This is a genomic window from Niabella aquatica, from assembly GCF_054779315.1.
This window is the reverse complement of sequence record NZ_BAAGYM010000018.1, coordinates 57,980-76,562: the sequence shown is the minus strand read 5'-3', so window position 1 is coordinate 76,562 and position 18,583 is coordinate 57,980. Positions and strand designations below refer to the sequence as shown.

20 protein-coding genes are annotated in these 18,583 nt (G+C 42.1%); 7 read left to right on the top strand and 13 right to left on the bottom strand.

What is annotated here, in order from left to right:
• Positions 1-357: 357 nt before the first annotated feature.
• The 3 genes from ACYVBM_RS15225 to ACYVBM_RS15215 form a co-directional block, all read right to left on the bottom strand.
• On the bottom strand, positions 358-1,110 hold the full coding sequence (locus ACYVBM_RS15225; protein WP_460686542.1) for a hypothetical protein: 753 nt from the start codon (positions 1,108-1,110) through the stop codon (positions 358-360).
• 81 nt (positions 1,111-1,191) lie between these two features.
• Positions 1,192-2,319 carry a tRNA 2-thiouridine(34) synthase MnmA gene (mnmA, locus tag ACYVBM_RS15220; RefSeq protein WP_460686541.1) on the bottom strand — a complete coding sequence of 376 codons (1,128 nt, stop codon included), beginning with the start codon at positions 2,317-2,319 and terminating at the stop codon, positions 1,192-1,194.
• 229 nt (positions 2,320-2,548) lie between these two features.
• The gene (locus ACYVBM_RS15215; RefSeq protein ID WP_460686540.1) at positions 2,549-3,235 is read right to left on the bottom strand and encodes a DUF421 domain-containing protein; all 687 of its coding nucleotides are present in this window, start codon (positions 3,233-3,235) and stop codon (positions 2,549-2,551) included.
• 253 nt (positions 3,236-3,488) lie between these two features.
• On the opposite strand from ACYVBM_RS15215, the gene ACYVBM_RS15210 reads away from it, so the two are divergent.
• Complete coding sequence (locus ACYVBM_RS15210) at positions 3,489-3,638, top strand: hypothetical protein (protein WP_460686539.1); 150 nt, start codon at positions 3,489-3,491, stop codon at positions 3,636-3,638.
• Between the two features lie 187 nt (positions 3,639-3,825).
• On the opposite strand, the gene ACYVBM_RS15205 is transcribed toward ACYVBM_RS15210, so the two are convergent.
• The 8 genes from ACYVBM_RS15205 to ACYVBM_RS15170 all read right to left on the bottom strand — a co-directional run bounded on the left by ACYVBM_RS15205 (position 3,826) and on the right by ACYVBM_RS15170 (position 11,269).
• On the bottom strand, positions 3,826-5,499 hold the full coding sequence (locus tag ACYVBM_RS15205) for a glutamine--tRNA ligase/YqeY domain fusion protein (protein WP_460686538.1): 1,674 nt from the start codon (positions 5,497-5,499) through the stop codon (positions 3,826-3,828).
• Between the two features lie 225 nt (positions 5,500-5,724).
• Entirely contained in the window at positions 5,725-5,904 is a 180-nt protein-coding gene (locus tag ACYVBM_RS15200; protein WP_460686537.1) for a hypothetical protein, read from the bottom strand.
• A 376-nt stretch (positions 5,905-6,280) separates the two neighbouring features.
• The gene (locus ACYVBM_RS15195; protein ID WP_460686536.1) at positions 6,281-7,030 is read right to left on the bottom strand and encodes a hypothetical protein; all 750 of its coding nucleotides are present in this window, start codon (positions 7,028-7,030) and stop codon (positions 6,281-6,283) included.
• Between the two features lie 44 nt (positions 7,031-7,074).
• On the bottom strand, positions 7,075-7,635 hold the full coding sequence (locus tag ACYVBM_RS15190) for a hypothetical protein (protein WP_460686535.1): 561 nt from the start codon (positions 7,633-7,635) through the stop codon (positions 7,075-7,077).
• Between the two features lie 172 nt (positions 7,636-7,807).
• Positions 7,808-8,317 carry a hypothetical protein gene (locus ACYVBM_RS15185; RefSeq protein ID WP_460686534.1) on the bottom strand — a complete coding sequence of 170 codons (510 nt, stop codon included), beginning with the start codon at positions 8,315-8,317 and terminating at the stop codon, positions 7,808-7,810.
• A 120-nt stretch (positions 8,318-8,437) separates the two neighbouring features.
• The gene (locus ACYVBM_RS15180) at positions 8,438-8,923 is read right to left on the bottom strand and encodes a sensor histidine kinase (RefSeq protein WP_460686533.1); all 486 of its coding nucleotides are present in this window, start codon (positions 8,921-8,923) and stop codon (positions 8,438-8,440) included.
• A 24-nt stretch (positions 8,924-8,947) separates the two neighbouring features.
• Positions 8,948-10,537: a tetratricopeptide repeat protein gene (locus ACYVBM_RS15175; protein ID WP_460686532.1), complete on the bottom strand. Its 1,590-nt coding sequence runs from the start codon at positions 10,535-10,537 to the stop codon at positions 8,948-8,950.
• 21 nt (positions 10,538-10,558) lie between these two features.
• Entirely contained in the window at positions 10,559-11,269 is a 711-nt protein-coding gene (locus ACYVBM_RS15170; protein WP_460686531.1) for a LytR/AlgR family response regulator transcription factor, read from the bottom strand.
• Between the two features lie 214 nt (positions 11,270-11,483).
• On the opposite strand from ACYVBM_RS15170, the gene ACYVBM_RS15165 reads away from it, so the two are divergent.
• Positions 11,484-11,636, top strand: coding sequence for a hypothetical protein (locus ACYVBM_RS15165; protein ID WP_460686530.1), 153 nt, complete (start codon positions 11,484-11,486; stop codon positions 11,634-11,636).
• Here ACYVBM_RS15165 and ACYVBM_RS15160 read toward each other — a convergent pair.
• The gene (locus ACYVBM_RS15160) at positions 11,633-12,673 is read right to left on the bottom strand and encodes a hypothetical protein (protein ID WP_460686529.1); all 1,041 of its coding nucleotides are present in this window, start codon (positions 12,671-12,673) and stop codon (positions 11,633-11,635) included. The genes ACYVBM_RS15165 and ACYVBM_RS15160 overlap by 4 nt on opposite strands.
• A 103-nt stretch (positions 12,674-12,776) precedes the next feature.
• On the opposite strand from ACYVBM_RS15160, the gene ACYVBM_RS15155 reads away from it, so the two are divergent.
• Together ACYVBM_RS15155 and ACYVBM_RS15150 are read left to right on the top strand one after the other, a co-directional pair.
• The gene (locus ACYVBM_RS15155) at positions 12,777-13,568 is read left to right on the top strand and encodes a (Fe-S)-binding protein (RefSeq protein ID WP_460686528.1); all 792 of its coding nucleotides are present in this window, start codon (positions 12,777-12,779) and stop codon (positions 13,566-13,568) included.
• A gap of 641 nt (positions 13,569-14,209) precedes the next feature.
• Complete coding sequence (locus tag ACYVBM_RS15150; protein WP_460686527.1) at positions 14,210-14,719, top strand: hypothetical protein; 510 nt, start codon at positions 14,210-14,212, stop codon at positions 14,717-14,719.
• A gap of 32 nt (positions 14,720-14,751) precedes the next feature.
• On the opposite strand, the gene ACYVBM_RS15145 is transcribed toward ACYVBM_RS15150, so the two are convergent.
• Positions 14,752-15,576 carry a glutaminyl-peptide cyclotransferase gene (locus ACYVBM_RS15145; RefSeq protein WP_460686526.1) on the bottom strand — a complete coding sequence of 275 codons (825 nt, stop codon included), beginning with the start codon at positions 15,574-15,576 and terminating at the stop codon, positions 14,752-14,754.
• Between the two features lie 209 nt (positions 15,577-15,785).
• On the opposite strand from ACYVBM_RS15145, the gene ACYVBM_RS15140 reads away from it, so the two are divergent.
• The 3 genes from ACYVBM_RS15140 to ACYVBM_RS15130 all read left to right on the top strand — a co-directional run bounded on the left by ACYVBM_RS15140 (position 15,786) and on the right by ACYVBM_RS15130 (position 18,566).
• Positions 15,786-16,985, top strand: coding sequence for a bifunctional 3,4-dihydroxy-2-butanone-4-phosphate synthase/GTP cyclohydrolase II (locus tag ACYVBM_RS15140; RefSeq protein WP_460686525.1), 1,200 nt, complete (start codon positions 15,786-15,788; stop codon positions 16,983-16,985).
• Between the two features lie 286 nt (positions 16,986-17,271).
• Complete coding sequence (locus ACYVBM_RS15135) at positions 17,272-17,640, top strand: DUF1801 domain-containing protein (RefSeq protein WP_460686524.1); 369 nt, start codon at positions 17,272-17,274, stop codon at positions 17,638-17,640.
• A 71-nt stretch (positions 17,641-17,711) separates the two neighbouring features.
• Positions 17,712-18,566, top strand: a complete 855-nt coding sequence (locus ACYVBM_RS15130) for an endonuclease/exonuclease/phosphatase family protein (protein WP_460686523.1) — start codon at positions 17,712-17,714, stop codon at positions 18,564-18,566.
• Positions 18,567-18,583: the final 17 nt, after the last annotated feature.

The window sequence follows — 18,583 nt, the reverse complement described above, 5'->3', positions numbered from 1 at the left end:
CCTCACTTAAAGCAATTTTTGCTCCAAATGAGGCATTTTTTATATTCTTTTGCTAATAAAATACAAGCCTACACTGCATTACATATTTTCAGGAAGACCCTCAAAAGTCCGAGGATTACAACCCCAAACCAGTAAAATAACTAGTGTTAAGTTAACTGTAAGTTGTCGGTGATGGGGCCAAGTGTCTGCGAAACAAAATCAATAATCAATGCCCAATGATCATTTATGGATTGTCTTACAATTGAGTATTGAGCGTTGAATTATAACAGGAGTTACAACTTGCTATTAAACTGCAACGCGGCATTTTATAGTTATCATAACCTAGCATCCAGCAACCAGTATCTCGGAACCGGCAACTTACTCATACCCCACCATCCACATGGTAATACCAAAGCCGGTGTAATGGGCAGACGTGTTGCCGGCACCACCAGCGCCCTGGTATTCATACAGCTGAAAATCTTTATACACCAGGCCAATGCCCCTGGCATATTTTTCAACAGCAACTTCTTTGGTACCGATCTTCGTTTCAGAAGTAGGTGGTATATTGATCGTTTCGTTGTGCTGCTCGACCGTCCATACATTGCTGTATTCCTGCTCTTCAACGATTTCATTTGCAGCATATGAATAAACAAAGCTCCAGGTGTTCATATCATAGCCGGTGCTCATGTCAAACAATGACCCATAGGGTGCAAAGGGCAGCTGGCTGTTTCCCTTCCAGGTAAAGCCCTGCCTTAAAGGGGCTTGCAGTGTAACCACGCGCAGGTTGTTATCAGTCACTTCAATTTTATTGTCGTAAGCAGTAATAAAATACGTACCATTGCTTACCCAGCTGCCGGTAGCCGTTTCGTTGTTGATCTGCCGTTGTACTATAAAAGTTTTTCGCCCGGAGTTATCGGTAGTTTCGCCGGTAATGGTATGCTTTACCTGGTATTTGTGTACTTCAATCACAGAACCGCCTCTTGGAAAAACAGTAGAGTCTAACCGGTAGGTGATGGATTTACCTATCACCAGCGGCATATAATCTGCAACACTGTCTGTTTCAAAAATTTCTTTTTTCTCATTACAGGAAAAAAGCAGAACAGAAATAAACAGCATGCACAGGTATTTCACCAAATTGTATTTTAAGTTGATCGTAATATACAGCATGTTTAATGAAACAGCATCGGCGCTGGCCTCATAATTATTACAAACTTAGATCATTTTACCAGACTGTATGATACCTCCGCCGATAACATCGTCACCTTCATAGAATACAGCGCTTTGCCCGGGTGCAATACCTTTGGCGTTCTCATAAAACGCTACACGTATACCGCCATTTCCGGGATACAGGTTACTTAAAGTACCACTGTCTTTATACCGGATCTTTGTTACAGCTTCCATACCGGGTGTTATTGTTTCATACTTAATCATGTTCAGCTTACCTACCAGCATTTCATTCTTATCAAGATCAGCTTCGTCGCCAAGGGTTACAGTGTTCGTTGAAGGATCAATCCCGGTTACAAATGCCGGCTTACCCAGGGCAATGTCCAGTCCTTTGCGCTGCCCGATGGTATAAAACGGATATCCCTTGTGCCGGCCCAGGATGTTCCCCTGCTTATCTACAAAATAACCGCCGTTCACACGCTCTTCCAGTCCTTCTACGCGGCGCTTTAAAAAGCCCCGGTAATCATTATCGGGCACAAAGCAAATCTCGTAGCTTTCACTTTTTTTAGCCAGCTCAGGATAGCCGTAATCAATCGCCATTTGCCTGATCTCGGTTTTATGATATCCCCCCAGCGGCAATAAGGTACGGCGAAGCAGATCCTGCTGCAGTCCCCAAAGCACATAGCTTTGATCCTTGGTAGGATCTACTGCTTTACTAATAACATAACGGCTGTTCTCGTGCTGCCGGATCTTTGCATAATGCCCGGTTGCTATAAATTCGCAGCCCAGCGCATCTGCCCTCTTTAAAAGCGCCCGCCATTTGATATGGGTATTACACAGTACACAGGGATTAGGCGTACGCCCTGCCAGGTATTCTTCTACAAAATCATTTACTACAAAATCTCCAAACTCTTCGCGTATATCTAATATAAAATGCGGGAAGCCATGCTGTACTGCTGCCATGCGGGCATCGTTGAAACTGTCTACATTGCAACATCCCGTTTCCTTTTTGCTGCCCCCGCTTTGGGCATAATCCCATGTTTTCATGGTAATACCCACTACTTCGTAACCCTCATGGTGTAGCATAAGGGCCACTACGGTACTATCTATACCGCCACTCATAGCCACCAAAACTTTCCCTTTTTTGCTCATTTTTTCAAAAAAATTAAGGGGCAAAGATACTATTTTTAAAATTGGTACCGGAATTCTGAGATTTATGGGTGGCAGGCTACATTTCCGCGCATAAACCTCACCCCAATTCTCCCGGTAGTAACAGGACTAAAAAAAGTTAAACACCGAAAAATATGTATACGCACGGGTTTTTATATTTACAACCAAAAGAATATGATACTCGTCCATTTTAAGGGCTGCCCTTACACGCAAAGACAGCAGTACCGGTTTGAATTTACGTCCATTCGGCATCGCTTGCCTCTGACCATTTAACTTTTCCACAAGCTGTACAGGTATCAACAGTTCCCTGTATTTTAGGTTCGGTAAAACCGCAGCAAACACAGGCATAAAATCCATCCCGGGGATATTGAGCTGTGTAGAATTTTTTGACTTTATCGGGCAGGATGTGCAAGCCTGGCTTTGTATCTTTTTTGGACCGTTTAAAAACACTCACCCCTCCGTTTACTTCAAGAATAGCATACTTTACCTGGCCCAGGTGCTCAATGCCTGCCAGGCGCAGTTCCATAAAAAATTCATCGAAAGATATATTCTCGTTCTTCACGATCTCCTCTGTATAACGGCCGTTTTTTATAATGACTACAGGCTCCCCTTCGATCAGCTTTTCTATTTTATCTGATTTTAAAAGCAGGTAAGTAATAGCCCTGTAAAAAATAATGATGCTTACAATGGTAAGTACAGCTGGTAATACGCCAACATCGCTGTAAAAACCCATGTCTCCCGCAGCCGAACCAAGCGTTAAAATAATGACCAGCTCAAATACGGTAAGCTGGCGTACACCTTTTTTGCCGGTAAGCCTTAAAGCCAGCAAAACAACAATAAATGAAATCAGGCAGCGCAACAGCACTTCCAATAAGAACCACCAGTTTTCACTGCCCAGTAAAAAATCACGAATGCTAAACATAAAAAATCCCAAAGGTTAGTTCAACTTACGAAATAGTATTGTAAATACAAACAGGTATTTGAATATCGTTAAAGCCTTATTATGATTATTTTTCATAACAGATTAAAAATCAAAAGAAAAATTTTCAATCGGGCAATAAGGACGTAGAAAATTATTTACCACCCCTCCATTCCTGCGGTGTTACACCGTACTCCTGTTTAAACACCCAAAATAGCCCGGATCGTTATAGCAGCAGTCCAGCGCAACCGATGCAATGCTACTGTCGTGGTGGAAGTTTAACCTGGTAAGAAAATCGGATAAAAAAGCTATTGCCCTGCCGATGCATCTCAGTATGGGCTTTGATGAAAAAGGGAAGATCGTTTCTGAATCCGCGTATTACAGCGAAACTTTATTAGCAAAATAATCTGATGGCGCAATTGAGAGCCAGACAACTTTTCTCATGTAAAATTACGGAGGGGGTATTCTTATCTCTTCCCTTACGAATAAAAAAATAACCCGAAAACCGGCCAGGCAGGCAGTTAATAAAAAAACAAGCCCATTCAATTATTCGCCTTAGGATGATACCGGGCTATTTTAAACCCTGAAAATAACTATTTCCCTGTTTTTGCCCAGCTGTCTTTTAATGTTACAGTACGGTTAAATACCAGCTTATCCTCAGGGCTTTCTTTATCCAGCACGAAATATCCTTTGCGCAAAAACTGGAAGTGTTCTCCAAGACCAGCTTCTTTTAACGCGGGTTCCGCCAGGGCGTTTGGTACAACTTTAAGTGACCGCGGATTTAAATAGGACTGAAAGTCACCAGCTTCACTGGCCGGATCTTCCACGGTAAATAATCTGTCGTACTCGTTTACCTGTATGGCAATATGGTCTTTAGCATTCACCCAGTGCAGGGTTCCTTTTACATGGATGCCTGATGTATCTGAACCGCTTCTGCTCTCTGGGATATATGTACAGTTTAGCTGTATAATATTACCGGCTTCATCTTTTATCACTTCATCGCACTGAATAATATAAGCATGCTTTAGGCGAACTTTTTGCCCGGGTGCCAACCTGAAGTATTTCTTAGGCGGATTTTCCATAAAATCCTCGTGTTCAATGTAAAGCTCATTGCTGAAGCTGATTTTCCTGCTGCTGCTACCGCTATCTTCGGGATTGTTTTCTGCCAGTAATATTTCACTATCAAGGCTGTAGTTGGTAATCACCAGTTTCACCGGATCGAAAACAACCATTCTTCTTAAAGCGATTCTGTTGAGGTGTTCACGGGCGCAAAACTCAAGCAGGCCAACATCTACCATATTCTCCCGCTTACCCACTCCTATCCTTTCGCAAAAATCGCGGATACTTTCAGGCGTATAACCCCGGCGGCGATAACCGGCTATGGTAGGCATCCGGGGATCATCCCAGCCAATAACATGTTTCTCATTCACCAGCTGCAACAGTTTTCTTTTACTGGTTACCGTATGGCTTAGATTACGCCGGGCAAACTCATACTGTTTAGAAGGAAATATTTCTAATTTTTCAATGAGCCAGTCATACACTTCCCGGTGCGGCACAAATTCCATGGTACAGATAGAATGGGTGATATGCTCAAGAGAGTCGCTTTGGCCATGCGCAAAATCGTACATGGGATAAATGCACCATGCATCCCCGGTACGGTGATGGGAGGCATGCCTGATACGATAGATCAGGGGATCGCGCATCAGCATGTTAGGTGATGCCATATCTATCTTGGCGCGCAGTACTTTTTCCCCATCCTTATATTTCCCGGCACGCATATCGGCAAACAGCTGCAGGTTTTCCTCTGTGCTTCTTTCTGCATAGTGATTGCGGCGCCCCGCTTGCGTGGGGGTGCCCTTTTGTGCAGCTATTTCTTCGCTGCTGCTGTCATCTACATAAGCCAGACCTTTTTTGATGAGCTTTATTGCATACGCATACAATTGTTCGAAGTAATCGGAAGCATACAGCTCATTGGCCCATTCAAAGCCCAGCCATTTAATATCTTCTTTAATACTTTCTACGTACTCCGTATCTTCTGTAACAGGATTCGTATCATCAAAACGAAGATTGGTACCACCACCATATTTTTGGGTTAATCCAAAATTAAGACAAATACTGCTGGCATGACCAATATGCAGGTAGCCGTTTGGCTCCGGCGGAAAGCGGGTCATGATTGACTGATATTTACCAGCCGCTAAGTCGTTCTCTACAATTTCTTCTAAAAAATTGAGGCTTTTTTCTTCCTCCACATGCTTATCTACGCTCATATACTATTTACTTGAATAGCAGCAAATTTAATTGTTTAAGCGGAATTGTGAAGTTATTTCAGATTCGGGGTTCCAGGTTCAAAGCTGACAGATGGTTGAAGATGATTGAAAAGTTGAAAGTCCGCCTGACCGGACGGGCAGGGTTTAAAAGTTCACAAGGCCAGGAATCATCAATTTCTGAAGGAAGCCATTTTATATTTTACATTTAAACTTTTACAGTCTGCATTACTTCCCCTCAGCCCGGTATTTTACAATAGAACCAAAAGGCTTTAGTTTATACCTATCCGAAAGCAGCTCTGACTGCAGGATATCCAGTTGTTTCTGCCGGTTATCCCTGGCTTTCGCAATCAGGCTAAACATATAGTCCACCATATCAATGGCAGCCCTGGCAGTGAGCGGACCCAAAGCCGGACTCCTGTTTTTCGCGCTGCCGGCTGTTGTGCTGTTATATGTTACTGTTCAACGCCGCATCAATCTTTGAAAGAAACTACTATGAAGTTGTTTAAACTTTTACTATTTGAGTTTTTTGAAAGAAAAATGTAGTTTTCCTGGAATCGGCTTCGTCAGGCTCAGCCTGACATGCATTTTTGAAAAGTTTAAACAAGTTCTATATAGTTAAAGCCTTGGTTTTAAAATAGTATGTATTATTTTAAGCCATTAACTATAACTTTTGACTGCTTTATTTAGCCGTTATAAACTCAAACTGTTCTCCGCCATAGATCAACCCTACGCTGCCATCAATACCACAAATATGCTTTTCATGATAATGGTTTTTGAATTACTATTTAATAATGTATTCATAAATGGTAGTGTACACGGTACTGTTGTCGGAGCTGCGCCGGCTGCTGGTTACAGGGTATCCATCGCTGTTGGCTTCGTAAGTATAGGTGTAGGTTACAGGCGTTCCAGCAACACCATTATAATAATTGGTGATGACATAGCTTTCGGTAGCAAAATCGCTTTTGTTCAAAAAACTAACCTGGCCGCTTCCGTAATAAGCATTTTTTACGGTTTTGCTATATACGTACTGGTATTCCTGTACAAGAGTACCTGAACTATTATAGGTTTTGTACGATGCAACGCTTTTTTTATCGGCACTCCAGGTGTACACATATTTAGCACCACCGGGCAGCACTTCTTCCACCCTGTCGGCGTAATAATTGTATTGGTACAATATACCTTTAGCCCCATCGTTGTTATATCCCTGCTTTGTAGCCAGCCGGCCTTGCGCATCATACGCATATTCCCAACGGTTACTGCCCAAATTGGGATAGCGAAGGCTGGTAATATTTCCCTTACTGTCATAATCGTAGGTGATCACAGTTTCTGAGCTACGGCCCTTATCCTGTATCTGCCCGGTAAGACGATCCTGATCATTCCATGTATATTCATTTGTTCCGGAATATGTGCCGGATACCGTATTGGTACGGCTTAAAAAGTATTTTTTTTCTGGCTGTTTTACATCATCTTTATTTTTAGAGCAGGAAAATAATGTGCATGCTATTAATAGTAAAATAAACAGGTGTTTCATTTTTTTTAATTTTTATTGAATAGAACATTTACAAAAAAGTGAACCTAAAATTCAAGCGTGGCGTTTACTGTTCTTTTCTCACCATCCCTGGTAAACAAAACCAGGTCTTTTATTTCTACAGTATGATTATTCACCTTAATGCTGCCGGTAGATTTCCCGGTTCCGGTAAATAATTTTTGATCCAGTCCATTGCCTACACCCTCCAATGAAACAGCAACAATGCCGGGTTCAGGCTCGGTCATTGGCAGCGAAGAGCCTCCATCATATATTTTCAGGTTGAGGTTGGTGGTAGCGTCTTTTTCGGTTAGAAATATAACCTGCAGCCGTTCAAAATTGGCGTTTGCAGGATCATTGCTTTCGTTATGCTCGCAGAGTACTGAAAAATTACCCTTTTCCTTGTCGCCAAAGTACTGGGTTTGTATTTTGCCGCTTACCTCTTTGCCGTCAAAACTGAATTTGCCGGTTTTGTCTTCTTCATCATTAACGGTAAGTCCGGCTTCGGCGGCTTTTTCTGTTACAGTATCGTTTACCTTTTTACCGGTATTATCGCCGCAGGAAAACAACAGTGCAGAAAAAATAAGCGCTGGCAGCATTACTCTTTTCATATGCATTATTCTAATTGTTTTTAAATGTTTATATAAAAAATAAATTGTACAGGTGCGTGCAGGCAAATATGACCGATGAACGGCAATTGAAAATCGATGAAGGAAAAGAAAAGTCCGGGGGTCGGGAATACCGGGAAATTGACAGTGGACTGTATATTACATTGCACATTATCTAAAATGCTAACGCTGCATTAACCGTCTTACTGTGCCCATCAAGGTTAAAAAGTTTCAGGTTCTTTAATACCAGCTTATTGCCTTCTACTGATATGCTACCGGTTGATTCCTCTTTGGTAACAAACTCCTGACTGCCAAGCTTAGCGCCAGATAAAGCAATATGCGCTTCTCCAGGTTCCATAGAGTAAAAACCTTCGGCAGGTTTTAACGATCCTTTTGCCTGCGCTTCAGTGGCAAATGTGACTTGTAGCAGGGCGTAAGGTTCATCCTGCTGACAAACAATGGAAAAACCATCTTTGGCTTTGTCTCCAAAATACTGAGTAGAAACTTTTCCTGAATAAGTAATGTCGCCGACAGAAAAATTTGCCGTTTGACCAGACGACCTGTCCAGCCCTAATGCCAAATCTGCAGCATCTTTGGTAATTGTATCAGTACGCATGGTATTTTTATTTTCCTTGCAGGAAACCATTAGCACTGATAGCAGTAAGATTGCTGAAATATTTTTCATTTTCGCTGGTTTATATGATCAAATAATTTATTACCAATACAAACCTAAAAAGCAATGCTGCGCCTTAAAAAATATACCCGATGAAAGGAATTTAAAAATCGATGAAAGAATGCAAGTCTGCTATACTGGTAATGAAATAGTAGCAATAGTACTATTACCCGAAGGATTGGAAAAATAAATACCGGCATTTATTTTTTGAGCCAGCTCACGAGTAATATGTAAACCAAGCCCGGAGCCGGATATCGCATTTTGCCAGTCAGCGATGGCGCTTTCATAGTCCTGCTGTGAGAAGGCTTGGCCGTCATTTTCAATAGTAATCAGGCAGGAATGGTTAAGCTTTATAGCCGAAATAGAGATAGTGCCGTTATCGGGCGATGCTTTTATTGCATTTTGCAGAAGGTTGCGGATAATGGTTTGCAGATAATATACATCTGTCTCAATTACAATACTGTTTATTATATCATTTTTATAGCGGATATTTTTTGTTGCACTGCTTAGTTGCAGCAGGCTTTGACAGGAAGTTACCAGTTCTGCAATACATACCGGCTGTGTTTGTATTTTAAACTCGCTCATTTGTGTTTTGCTCCACAATAAAAGATCTTCCATTGTTTCAAGCAAAGAACCGGTAGCCTACTGGATATTACTGCTTAAAGTTTGTTTTTGCTGCTCGCTTAGTGCACCAGGATTTAGCTGCTGCAGCTTTAAAAACTGGTACACCTGGTTAATGGGCGAACGCAGGTCGTGGCCGATAATGCCAAATAGTTTTGCCTTGGTTTGATTAGCTGCATCCAACTGCCGGTTTAAGGTAGTGAGCGTTTTGTTTTTATCATCTAACAATGATGCCGTCTTTCTTTTGTTTCTGTAAATAATCAAAAGCAATACAGCAATCAAACCCAGCAATAAAAGCCCTCCAACCATCCAGAAGCGCTGTGTGCGTGCTGCATCCAATTCTATATCCTGATTTTCTATCTGTTGCTGTTTACTTTTGTTCTGGTAAATAGCCTCCATTTCTGAAATGTTCAATGATACCTTTTGTGTGGTCAGCGTATCAGCAATAAGGCAATAACTTTTAAAACTGTTGAGTGCGGCGGCAGTGTTGTTGGTCATGATATTGGCTTCCGTCAGAGATTTCAGCAAGTCGGCATATTGCTCCCTGCTGTATTTGCCTGCCACCGGTTGTGCCATATTGTAATACCGGAGCGCAGCGTTATAATCTCTCAATGCCATGTAATAATCGCCATAAGCAAGGTGTACGGAATAAAGCATGATCTCTTTATTGTCTTGTTTCGCCCGCACATCAGCTTTGCTGATATATGCCATAGCCGTTGGAGGATCATTTTCTTTGAGCGCCAATCCTGCTATTTCCAGGTTGGAAGATACGGCCTCAGACCATGTGCCGGGCGCTTTGGCAATGGTTTGGTGCAGCAGGTCATAATATTTCATGGCCTGCAGCCGGTTGCCCCACATAGCATAGCCCCTGACAAACTTTCCATAAGCTGTAATATCAACGGGAATGGAAATACCCAGATAAGGGCTTGCTACTTCCAGGTATTCCAAAGCCTTTTCAGGCTGCTTCAATTGCAGGTAAATTTCGGCTACCATCATCAGCTTAACTGCATAATCGGTTTTTATTTTGGGAACAGAAGTGGTATCCACCTTTGCCTTATACAGTTCAGCGCTTTTAAGAAAATAATTAAGCGCAATGGTATAATAACTTTTCTGTTGCTGATTGTACAGCCCCATATTATAATAAATATCACCTTTATTCTTTAAGGTATCTACCGTTTCAACTACATATTTTAATTGCTGAAAAGCCCGGTCGGCTTTAGGCTGCAGCCCCATATGATGATAAATGGAAACCAGATTGCCTAAAGATTTGGTGCTTAATTCTATTAACCTTCCTTTTTCAGCCACTGAATACGCTTTTTCAAAGTAAATACTTGACGAATCAAACTGCTGTTTATAATAATAACCCGAAGCTATTGCCTGGCTGAAAAGATACTGATCAGCATGATCATTTTTAGGTGTAAGGGCAAGCCCTGCTTTGCCATCAGTAATAAGCGCATCAAAACTCTCGGGCTTACCGGAAAAAGCCGCCTGTGTTTGCTCAACAGATTGCTTTTTTTCCTGTAACAAAGACTGCTGTCCCCTGCTTTGGGCTTGCGCACAGCAAAGAGCACACACAACCAATAATGTGGTAAAAAGTGACTGAATATACATGGTGGTTAGAGGTTATTAAGTTTATAGTTTTAGCTGAGCCATTCCGGTCCGGTACGTTTTACCTATAGGGATGGCCACATCACCACATATTATGCTATTCCCGGCAATACGGTTTATTTTGCAACACGCCACAGCATAGCTGCGGTGCACCCTAACAAATTGCTCAGCAGGCAGCTTTTCCAGGAAGCCTGTTAGCGTAGTTAAGGTAAGATAGTTTTTCTTTTCCGTCACTACTTTGGTATAATCCTGCATGGCTTCCAGGTAAATAATTTCATGCAAGGGCAGTTTTACCTGTTCGTGGCCTTCTTTAATGACAATGAAACCTCTTTCAAAAAGCACTTCATAAGCAGCCGCTTTCTGCTTCATTGTCCAGTATTCATGCAGCCTTTTAGCAGTTACCGCAAACCGCGCCTCCGTAAGCGGCTTTAGTATATAATCAAACGCATAAAGCTCAAACCCGTCCAGGGCAAACTCAGGATGAGAAGTAATAAAAATAGCAACGGGAACCTGTTGTCTTATAACGCGCAGCACTTCAAGCCCTGTTAACTCCGGCATTTCAATATCCAGAAAAACCAGGTCGGGCTTTAATTCTTTAATGGCGGTAAGGCCTTCGCCGGGAGTATTATAATGGCCGCCATTTTTTAAAAAAGAAAAAGAGGAAGCGTACTCCTGCAACATTAACTGGTCCAGGAGGTTATCGTCTATTGAGATATAACGGATGGTGGTTTCCATTGTAATAGAGCAGTAATTCAGTCAAAAATAGGTTTTTAAACACATATTCTTTTATCCTTCAAATTTCCCATGTATATTTAATGATTATCTTTAACGGGTAGTAACCTTTGATGCCCTGTTTTATGGGATACTCATGGGCCTTTATGTATTTCTTTTGAAAAGAATTTCGTGAGATTGCATCTCTGGAAATGTTAAAATTTAAAAACGCAACAACATGTCTTTACTCAATCAAAATAATAAGAAAGGAAAAAAGAACAATAAAAAAACTGATAATAAACAAAGCAGCGGCTCCAAATTCGCTCAAAAGCCCCAAACAAATGCGTTTGTAAGCAAACAGCAGAATACCGGTTCACAAAGGGGAAGCTAATCAAATTTTTCCAGCATTTTAAAATGTTTCCGGGCGGCCTGTAAATATTTACGTCCTCTTTTGTACGACCAATAGGGATTCCCGTTTCTGGCGTTATACCGGCTTATCATATATAAAGCTTTCCAATGATGCAGAATGGTTTTGTAGGCTTTGCCAAGGCTCATACCACAATCATAAATATGATTAGGCTCCGCTCCGGCTCCGTTATATTCGAGAATAGTAAAATTTTTGCCTTGCTTCAGATCTTCAACAGCGTTCGCCTTTAAATCATAGCGTCCATAGCAGAAACCGGTCTGCCTGCTTAGCGCATCGAATACACTTACCAGGTTTTCATCGATCTTCTTTTCAAGATTGGTAAACCTGGCTCCCCGGTTATGATTACCGGCAAAAGACAAATAAAATATTTCACCGCCAGGCAACACCCTTTCAAACCGGTGACCATGCCTGTATTCCATTTCAGCTTTCCGATGCCTGGCCTGCGGATGATTCTCTATCAGCTCTCTTAGTGTGCTTACGCCGTTTCCTTTTACCTGCAGCAGCTCTTTATGTATAAATCCCGATACCACTCCTTTTTCTTTCCAGGGATAGCGGTAATAAAAAACACTGAGTTCTTCTGCGTAATTAATCTTTTCCTGCACGATATATTTAACCGGTATACGCTCGTGGTATTTTCTCAGCTGTTCTTCATTTTCAATGATCCGGAACAGGATACCTTTCATTCCTACATCAGGCTTCACCACAAACGGATATGCAAACCCTGCTTCCTGCACACGGCGCAACAGATCTTCGAAAGTAATCCCCTGCTTAATATAAATAGTTTTAGGAACCACACTTTGGGGCAGTAAGTTATACATCTCCTTCTTACCTTCACCTTCAAATCCGCCAAAAGTAATTCCGGGATTGGAAGGGGTAAAAAACCAGAGCGACCTGCTTTTAATACAGTACCAGAGCCACACTGGTGATATAGGTGCATACAAAACATTAAAATGCCACAATTCCCAGTTAAATAGGACCTCAAAAAATTTCCTGATTTGCATGAATATTTAGCAAATATAAAAGCCCGTGCAGTAAAATGAATTAATTTTATCGGGTACACGGGCGTATACCCTTTATTTACGGTTATGCATATAACAAAACAGCATGATGCAAGTACCTACAGTAGCTGAAATATTTGCAAATGGCGAAGTTCCGGAAATAGTATTCTGGGTGGGTTGTGCTGGCAGCTTTGACCAGCGTGCCCAAAAAATAACCATCGCTTTTACAACGATTTTAAATGCTACCCAAACAAAATATGCAATCCTGGGCAGGGAAGAGATGTGCACGGGCGATCCGGCAAGGCGGGCCGGTAACGAGTTTGTATTTCAGATGATGGCCTACCAGAATATACAGGTACTTAATAGTTATGGCATAAAAAAAATAGTTACTACCTGCCCGCATTGTTATAATACTTTAAAAAATGAATACCCTGAGCTGGGTGGTACTTATGAAGTAATACATCATACTACTTTTTTGCAGCAATTGATTGATGAGGGAAGGATAAAAATTAAAGAAGGTGGGCCTTTTAAAGGTAAAAAGATCACTTACCATGACAGCTGCTACCTGGGCCGTGCCAACCATATTTATGAGGCGCCCCGGAAGGTGCTGGAATCGCTGGATGCAGAACTGGCAGAAATGAAATGCTGCCGCAGTAAAGGCTTATGCTGCGGAGCAGGTGGCGCCCAGATATTTAAGGAAGAAGAAAAGGGTGATAAACGTATTAATATTGAACGCACACAGGAAGCGCTGGACACCAATGCTTCTTATATTGCAGCCGCCTGCCCGTTTTGCAATACAATGATCACTGACGGAGTAAAAAATGCTGAGAAAGAAAGTACTATAAAAATACTGGATATTGCAGAAATAGTGGCAGATAGTATGGAAATAGATGCCTGATGACAGGTGATAGTTGACAGGAAATAGAGAATGTAAAATATAAAATGTTGAATATTAAATGTTGAATGTTAAGTCCTCACCTGTTATTAGTGTGAGCTTCTAGCTTTTGCCTTCTGCTTCCAGCCTTCAGCGTTCATCTCTTACACCGTACATCTTACATGGTACAATTCTATTGCTGGTTACTGGATGTTGGTTACCCGTTTGCACAGAAACCTGGAACTTTAAACCTTATTAAATATGTGATATAGAAATTCTATACTCATAGCTGTTATTGTCTGTACCTGATGAAAAGTCCGGAAGTCGGAGTTCAGAAAAGTCGGAAAGATCGAAGACCGGGATAATCGCTTCCGAATACAAACATTGAAAATTGATTATTGAAAATTGATTATTGAAAATTTTCCGCCTGTTGTATATAATACCCGAACACTCAATATTTAATGTTCAGCGATCAATGAAAATATTAAATGTAGAACTATTAACCATGAACTAAATAATACAGAAACTCTATACTTAGATAAATAATCAACAATCAATGCTCAATGTTCAATATGCACATCTCTTACACCGTACATCTTACATCGTACAATTTACGTTGCCGGGCTATGAACCATGAACTATGAACAATAAACTATCTTTGTATTATGAACCTAAGTTATAAAGAATTACTGCCTGAAGATTTTAGCGGTGCCTCGCGTGTTTGGGTGTACCAGTCCAGCCGCTTATTAACGATGAGCGAAGCATTGGACGCAGAACAAAGGCTGAATGATTTTGCCGGGCAGTGGCAAAGCCATGGCGATGATGTAAAAGCTGCCGGATTTTTGTTTTTCGGGCAGTTTGTAATATTAATGGCTGATGAAACCGTAACCGGCGTAGGCGGGTGCAGTACCGATAGCTCTGTGCGTTTTGTAAAATCTTTGGAAAGCGCATATGGCATTCAACTGTTTGACAGAACTACTCTTGCGTTTGTAATCAAAGACAAGCTACAGTTGGTCCCCTATTCCCAGCTGCAATACGCGCTGGATAATGGTTTTATAACGCCTGACACGCTCTATTTCAATAATCTTGTTGGTACAAAACAGGAACTGGAAGATAAATGGATCGTGCCGGTAAAGGAGAGCTGGCTGAAGGATCGCATAAAGATCACCGCTTAAAGCTGTTCCCATTTTTGGGTAATGGCTTTAGCTCACTTCACAAAATCAATCTCATAAATACCTGGCCACAGTTTACCGGTAACATATACTTTGCCGGTTGCCGGGTTATAAGCTATTCCATTCAGTACATCAGCATTAAGCTTACGGAATTTCACTTCGTTTACAATGGATGTCAGATCCATTTTACCTACTACATGTCCGGTTGCCGTATCAATTTTTACAATATCATTCGTTGTCCACACATTGGCATATATATAGCCTTTTATAAACTCCAGTTCGTTAAGGCTATCACGGGGCATTCCGTTTTGCGTAACCTTTAAAACCTTTACCGGCTGTAATGTTTGCGGATCCAGGCAGGTAAGATTAGCCGTTCCATCACTCATAACAATATATTTCCCATCGGTTGTAAGCCCCCAGCCTTCTTTATTTTTATAGCTGAATTCGCCGGTTTTTCTAAAAGTTCCGGCATCATACACAAATCCTTTTTGATTGGTGTAAGTAAGCTGATACAATTTGTTATGCAGAAAAGTGATGCCTTCTCCAAAGTATTGCTTCCGGTCTATTTCCACCCTGGGAGTAAATACCTTAAAAGCCGGATCGTAATACCCAATCACTGACCTTGTGAAAGGAAGCTCTTCCGGCGCGCCGCCACTTTCAAACAATTTTTCTTTGTAAAAAACGAGTCCTTCAGTAAAAACAGTTGTATCGTGAGGATAGGTAGCTGTTACTGAATAATTGATAACAGGAACATCATTACCAGGTGAACTGTTGTTGTCATCGGCATTATTGGCGCCGCCACAACCCCATAACAGGGGCAACATCACAAACAGGTATTTGCACAACCGCTTAAAAATCACTTCTTCCTTTTAATGAAAACTAAAAATACAACAATTGTTCAGGATGGGTGTTATTAACATATCCGGATGCTGAATGGCTGCCGGATGCTGAGTGCGACGAGGAACGAAGCGGTGCGAAGCACGGAACCACGAAGCAGCCGGAACTATAGCTTATTTATATTTCCCAGCTGACAGCCCCCAATTATTTAACTTTGCGAAAAATTTGATATATGCTCGATTCAATAGAAAGCGCCATTGAAGCTATTAAACAAGGGAAACTTGTAATAGCAGTAGATGATGAAGACCGTGAGAATGAAGGCGATTTTATTGCCGCCGCAGGAGCCATTACACCCGAAATGGTGAATTTCATGGCCACACACGGCCGCGGCCTGATCTGTGTCCCGCTACCCGAGGAACGCTGTGATGAACTGGGCCTTGCCCCGATGGTAATCAATAATACTGCGCTGCACGAAACCGCGTTTACGGTTTCGGTAGATTTGCTGGGGCATGGTTGCACTACCGGTATTTCGGTACATGACAGGGCTAAAACGATCGATGCCTTAAATAATCCTTTTACCAGTCCCGGAGACCTGGGGCGCCCGGGGCATGTGTTCCCGCTCCGCTCTAAAAAAGGCGGTGTTTTGCGCCGGGTGGGCCATACCGAAGCCGCCACCGATCTCACAAGGCTGGCCGGGTACCCTTATCCCTATGGCAGTGTGCTGGTAGAAGTAATGAAGGAAGACGGCAGTATGGCACGCCTGCCCGACCTGCTGAAAGTGGCTGAAAAATTCGATCTGAAAATCATCTCAATAAAAGACCTGATCGAATACCGACTCAAACGCGACTCGCTTATAGAGGAAATTGTCCGCGTAAAAATGCCAACCCATTATGGCAATTTTACACTGGTAGCGTTTAAAGATAAGAACAGCAATAATGAACACCTGGCATTAATAAAAGGAAACTGGGAAAAAGAGGAACCGGTGCTTACCCGAGTACACTCCTCCTGCTTTACCGGCGATATTTTGGGCAGTCTGCGCTGCGACTGTGGCGACCAGCTGCATACGGCCATGCAAATGGTGCAGCAGGAAGGAAAAGGGATTATTTTATACATGAACCAGGAAGGCCGCGGTATTGGCCTTATGAATAAACTGAAAGCTTACAAACTGCAGGAAGAAGGTATGGATACCGTAGAAGCGAACCTGCACCTGGGCTTTAAAATGGATGAACGCGACTATGGTGTGGGCGCACAAATACTGCGGCACCTGAATGTAACGCGGCTGCGCCTTATGAGCAATAACCCGCGTAAACGTGTGGGGCTGGTAGGTTACGGATTGGAGATTGTTGAAAATGTGCCCATCGTTATTTCGCCCAATGAGCACAACGAGAAATATTTAAGCACCAAGCGTGAGAAGCTGGGTCACGATTTTTAAGTTGCTGGTTCCGGGGTACTGGTTGGTGACTTGCTGAAAACTAAATGCCGGTTGGTCAGGAGCCGCTATTTCTGTCAATATAATCCGCACTTTCATTAAAAAAGCTGCGCCTAAAGCGAAAGATATGATGTGGCAATTTTGAAGAAGCCTTTAAAGCTTCGGGGAACTGTTTATTTCCTTCCGGGCGACCTTTTACCCGCAGATTTTATAAACCGTGTAACTTTAATTTCTTAAAGAAAAAGAGGAAAAGATAGCTACAGTACCAAAAAAACTCTGTTACAAAGAAATGATGAAAGAGCTGGACCGTTTCTACGAAAAGCAGCCCGAGCCACTGAAAAGCTGTTTGCTGGCGCTTCGGCAGATAATTCTTGAACTAGATAAAGACATAACCGCAGAATGGAAGTATGCCCTCCCTTTTTTTTATTATAAAGGAAAGATGCTGTGCTATACCTGGTATCATAAAAAGTTTAAGCAGCCCTATCTATCCCTTGCAGAAGGAAGATTGATTGAACACCCGCTTTTAATAGCTGAAAAACGCGCCCGTTTTAAAATAATGTTATTTGACCCTGGTAAAGATCTGCCTGTCAAAGCGATTCAGTCGGTATTAAAGCAAGCGCTTGATTTACACAAATCTGGCAAAAGATTAATGAAATAACTAATAGCCTGAAAGGAAAATAGTAACTCATTTGTCTTAAATAATTACCTTTCCGAAAAAATACCGGATACATGCCTTTTAAAAAATCAGTTACAAAGTACGTTTTGCTGTTTTCACTGCTGCTGCCAGCTATAGCCCTAACAGCCCAAACCTATACTATAGCTACCTACAACCTCCGCTATGGCAGTGCCAATGATAACGGCAACTTATGGAAGGACAGGAAAAGCGCTATGTTCAGCCTGATACGCTATCACGATTTTGATATTTTTGGCACACAGGAAGGCCTGCCCGAACAACTAAACGAACTGACAACCGCATTACCACAATACAGCCGCTACGGGAAAGGCCGCGACGATGGCAGCGACAAGGGAGAGCATTCGGCCATATTTTATAAAAAAGATAAATTCCAGGTTCTAAATTCCGGCGATTTCTGGCTTTCCGAAACACCTGACAAACCCGGATTGGGCTGGGATGCCACCTGCTGCAACCGCATCTGCTCCTGGGTGTATTTACAGGACAAAAAATCTAAAAAGAAATTTTATTTTTTCAATCTGCACCTCGATCACCAGGGTAAAACAGCAAGGCTGGAAGGCAGTAAGCTGGTGCTCAAAAAAATAGCGGAAATAGCCAAAGGCGCTCCTGCTGTTTTAACCGGAGACTTTAATGCAGAGCGCAGCGCTGAACCTTATAAAATTATCGCCGGCTCTGCAATGCTGCGGGACAGCTATAGAGACGTAGAACATCCATATGAGAACAACGGGTCTTTCAACGCTTTTAAAAGCAACTCAATAAACACCGAGGTTATTGATCATATCTTTATCAGCAAACAATTTAAGGTTGTAAAGTGGGGCATTCTTACCGATACCTATTTTGGGAAATTCCCTTCTGATCACTTCCCTGTTGAAGCCGTGGTTACATTGAGATGACAGCTGACGGATGGATG

Bases quoted from the DNA above. Each gene is read 5' to 3' on its own strand.
- ACYVBM_RS15215 (WP_460686540.1), bottom strand. From the start codon at position 3,235: ATGTTTAGCATTCGTGATTTTTTACTGGGCAGTGAAAACTGGTGGTTC.
- ACYVBM_RS15210 (WP_460686539.1), top strand. From the start codon at position 3,489: ATGCTACTGTCGTGGTGGAAGTTTAACCTGGTAAGAAAATCGGATAAA.
- ACYVBM_RS15205 (WP_460686538.1), bottom strand. From the start codon at position 5,499: ATGAGCGTAGATAAGCATGTGGAGGAAGAAAAAAGCCTCAATTTTTTA.
- ACYVBM_RS15195 (WP_460686536.1), bottom strand. From the start codon at position 7,030: ATGAAACACCTGTTTATTTTACTATTAATAGCATGCACATTATTTTCC.
- ACYVBM_RS15190 (WP_460686535.1), bottom strand. From the start codon at position 7,635: ATGAAAAGAGTAATGCTGCCAGCGCTTATTTTTTCTGCACTGTTGTTT.
- ACYVBM_RS15185 (WP_460686534.1), bottom strand. From the start codon at position 8,317: ATGAAAAATATTTCAGCAATCTTACTGCTATCAGTGCTAATGGTTTCC.
- ACYVBM_RS15180 (WP_460686533.1), bottom strand. From the start codon at position 8,923: ATGGAAGATCTTTTATTGTGGAGCAAAACACAAATGAGCGAGTTTAAA.
- ACYVBM_RS15175 (WP_460686532.1), bottom strand. From the start codon at position 10,537: ATGTATATTCAGTCACTTTTTACCACATTATTGGTTGTGTGTGCTCTT.
- ACYVBM_RS15170 (WP_460686531.1), bottom strand. From the start codon at position 11,269: ATGGAAACCACCATCCGTTATATCTCAATAGACGATAACCTCCTGGAC.
- ACYVBM_RS15165 (WP_460686530.1), top strand. From the start codon at position 11,484: ATGTCTTTACTCAATCAAAATAATAAGAAAGGAAAAAAGAACAATAAA.
- ACYVBM_RS15160 (WP_460686529.1), bottom strand. From the start codon at position 12,673: ATGCAAATCAGGAAATTTTTTGAGGTCCTATTTAACTGGGAATTGTGG.
- ACYVBM_RS15155 (WP_460686528.1), top strand. From the start codon at position 12,777: ATGATGCAAGTACCTACAGTAGCTGAAATATTTGCAAATGGCGAAGTT.
- ACYVBM_RS15150 (WP_460686527.1), top strand. From the start codon at position 14,210: ATGAACCTAAGTTATAAAGAATTACTGCCTGAAGATTTTAGCGGTGCC.
- ACYVBM_RS15140 (WP_460686525.1), top strand. From the start codon at position 15,786: ATGCTCGATTCAATAGAAAGCGCCATTGAAGCTATTAAACAAGGGAAA.
- ACYVBM_RS15135 (WP_460686524.1), top strand. From the start codon at position 17,272: ATGATGAAAGAGCTGGACCGTTTCTACGAAAAGCAGCCCGAGCCACTG.
- ACYVBM_RS15130 (WP_460686523.1), top strand. From the start codon at position 17,712: ATGCCTTTTAAAAAATCAGTTACAAAGTACGTTTTGCTGTTTTCACTG.